Annotated in this window: 5 protein-coding genes and 1 pseudogene; 2 read left to right on the plus strand and 4 right to left on the minus strand. The window is 52.9% G+C overall.

Annotation, left to right across the window (positions count from 1 at the left end):
• Window positions 1-201 (plus strand): hypothetical protein (locus tag QZY01_RS13550; protein WP_294537874.1); only part of this gene is annotated, 201 nt, incomplete at its 5' end.
• Here QZY01_RS13550 and QZY01_RS13555 read toward each other — a convergent pair.
• From QZY01_RS13555 to QZY01_RS13565, 3 genes are all read right to left on the minus strand, one after another.
• Entirely contained in the window at window positions 198-410 is a 213-nt protein-coding gene (locus QZY01_RS13555) for a hypothetical protein (protein ID WP_294537876.1), read from the minus strand. The genes QZY01_RS13550 and QZY01_RS13555 overlap by 4 nt on opposite strands.
• Window positions 411-483: 73 nt before the next feature.
• Window positions 484-1,011 carry a hypothetical protein gene (locus QZY01_RS13560; RefSeq protein ID WP_294537878.1) on the minus strand — a complete coding sequence of 176 codons (528 nt, stop codon included), beginning with the start codon at window positions 1,009-1,011 and terminating at the stop codon, window positions 484-486.
• Between the two features lie 108 nt (window positions 1,012-1,119).
• On the minus strand, window positions 1,120-2,070 hold the full coding sequence (locus QZY01_RS13565; RefSeq protein ID WP_294537880.1) for an IS1595 family transposase: 951 nt from the start codon (window positions 2,068-2,070) through the stop codon (window positions 1,120-1,122).
• Window positions 2,071-2,154: 84 nt separating this feature from the next.
• On the opposite strand from QZY01_RS13565, the pseudogene QZY01_RS13570 reads away from it, so the two are divergent.
• Window positions 2,155-2,364: pseudogene (locus tag QZY01_RS13570) on the plus strand (tyrosine-type recombinase/integrase); the annotation flags it as partial.
• Here QZY01_RS13570 and QZY01_RS13575 read toward each other — a convergent pair.
• The coding region (locus QZY01_RS13575; RefSeq protein ID WP_294537881.1) for a pyocin activator PrtN family protein at window positions 2,345-2,533 on the minus strand (189 nt) is incomplete at its 5' end. The pseudogene QZY01_RS13570 and the gene QZY01_RS13575 overlap by 20 nt on opposite strands.

A 2,533-nucleotide genomic window follows, 5' to 3' on the forward strand; every position in this document is an offset into this window, starting at 1 on the left:
ATACCGAGAAAGCATAAGCCAAAATACGTAAAATGGAGGTTAGATATAGTGAATATGCCACTATTTACTGCAGAATCTCCATTTAAAAAAAGAGAATGGCTTACGTCAAGAAAATTTATAATATTTTGGCGGCTTATCCCCTTAACTCCGGTGGCTCAATATCTGGATGTTTGTCTGGAATCAGGATTTGTCTGTAATTAATTCGATTGTTGCCAGGTCTTGGGACAAAGCGCCTTGAAGGCGGTCTCGGCGATATGTGTGCCGCCGGCAGACGAATTTCCAAGTTTTTCATTGAAATCGAGATTCAGGATGTCGTCGTCCAAATCTTGGAGATTACGACCAGAAAAGTCGGTGTATTTCTTCGTTTTGCAATCGGCATGCAACGTCGCCTTTCGGGGAGAATTGTTCAATGTATCTTCTATACAGGAAATTGAATAATTGCCATTTACGCGACACCAAATGATAGCACCGTCTCGATCTTTTTCAGCCGTTACGACGGCATGTTCGGTATCGAGACCCGTACTGGAAATTATCCGCGCATACATTCCGGTACGCTCGCCCCAGGCGAGGCTTGTGGGGGGGCTGCTCGACGGGAGTTGGACCGAGGTACAGCCTCTCCGTCTTGTCCCACGCGCACAGGTGAAATTCCTTGGTTTGATCATCCGGATCGAAGTTGCTCCAACAGCCTTTCCCGTCGCCATAAGCGACGCCAAGGATAACGGTTTTGGCACTTACGCCATGGGCGTCGTTCCAAACTGCATCGCCAATTAAATTTTCTGTCACCGTGACTGATGCACTTAAGCCCTTGGAGGTCTTGATCCGGAAAGAGCCGTTTTTGCCGACCGGGGTGAACGAGCAATTGCCGCCCATGTAATGGACGCCATTCACTTCAAGAAAACATTGGGCGGGACGAGCGGATCTCTCCGCTGCTTCTTTAGCTGCGGATAATTGCCCCGAAAATGAACCAAGGAAAAAGACCGCCAAAATGGCGCTGACGTGGATACCTTGCACTGTCGAGCCCTTAGGGTAAAAACCATGAATGGATCTTTAATGAGATTATAGGATTAAGAGTTTGAAACTTCAAAGAATCTTCTGCTTATTTCCCCATTAATTGGAACGCTAAATCCTGTTCGGAGACGTCCTGCCGATTAGGCCCCAGTAGTCCGCTGGAGCCATCCTCAGTCCGATCTCGAGCAGCGTATCGAACGACGACTTCATGTGCCGGCGCCGATTCCATCGAAAGACAAACTCATCAAGGTAGCGGTGGAGGTGCGGCTTTCGAACGCCGTGATAGGTTCCGAGCGCCCATCGCTTGAAATTGGCGAAGACTCGATGGATCCACGGCATCACGACGTGCGCCGCCATTTTTCCGACGACCTTCGGCTTGTGGTTATAGCCTTTCAGGCTTTTGTAGGCCGAGAAGCCGTCACTGAGGACGGTGGCGCCAGCCTCAGCAGCGCCGGCGACGAAGGCGCCGATACTGGGTGCGGAAAAGTTTTCCAGCGGCGCGAGGCGGATACGGCGCGGTTGACCTTCGGGCGAAAGCTCGATTGCGCCGATGATGTGCAGTTTGCCAATCGCGCTGCGGCCTTGGCCGCCGGCGATCGGGTCGGCTTTGGTGCGGTAGGGGATATCGCTTTCGTCGACCTCGACGATGTCTTCCAAGACGCTTCGGTCAGGATCGACCATCGCCCGGCGCAGTTTCTGCAGCATCAGCCATGCGGTCTTATACGAACCGAGGCCCAGCTGCGCTTGAAGTTGCAACGCCGAGATGCCGTTGGAATGGCTGGCGACGGCGTAGATCGCCTGGAACCAAGCCAGAAGTGGTAGATGACTGCGATGGAAGATCGTACCGGCGGTGACGGACGTCTGGCGGCCGCATCCAACGCATTCAAAAGTGAATGGCTTGGAGTCGAGTGCCCAGGCTTTGGCACCTTGGCATTTAGGGCAGACAAAGCCGTTTGGCCAACGTTTTTCGAACAGGTGGCGGGCGCAGGCCGCGTTGTCAGGAAACCGCTCGGCGAAGGCGGTTCGAGACATGGGGCGATCATTTTTCCAGCGGCTCGACATAGGAACAAAATAGGAACATATCGCCGCACCGTCAAGGCCTCCGGCCGCTACCTATAGGTCGACCTGATCCAAGGGGATAAGCCACTCCAGGATTTGCACTTTCACGATCTGCGCCATGAAGGCGTTTCGCGATTGTTCGAAAAGGGTTTGACAATTCCACATGTCGCCACAGTTTCTGGGCATAGGTCGTGGCAATCGCTGAAGCGCTACACGCATATCCGCCAAGTAGGAGATAAATACGTCGGCTGGCAATGGCTGGACGTCGTAGCGCCAGTCATGTCCGGATCTTCCTGAGTTCTTTGCGAGCGACTTCGCATTGACGGTCGAGATAGCCAGCGAGATCTATGAGAGCTATTCCTCGGGCCGCTTTCTGACCATTGCCAAGCACGACCATTGGAATCTCGATCTCACCCGCAGAAATTTTGCGCCTGAATTGGTCGGGCGATAGGTGAGTAAAATACTC

It is taken from the genome of uncultured Rhodoblastus sp. (genome assembly GCF_903903185.1).
In the GTDB taxonomy this organism is placed as follows: Bacteria; Pseudomonadota; Alphaproteobacteria; order Rhizobiales; family Beijerinckiaceae; genus Rhodoblastus.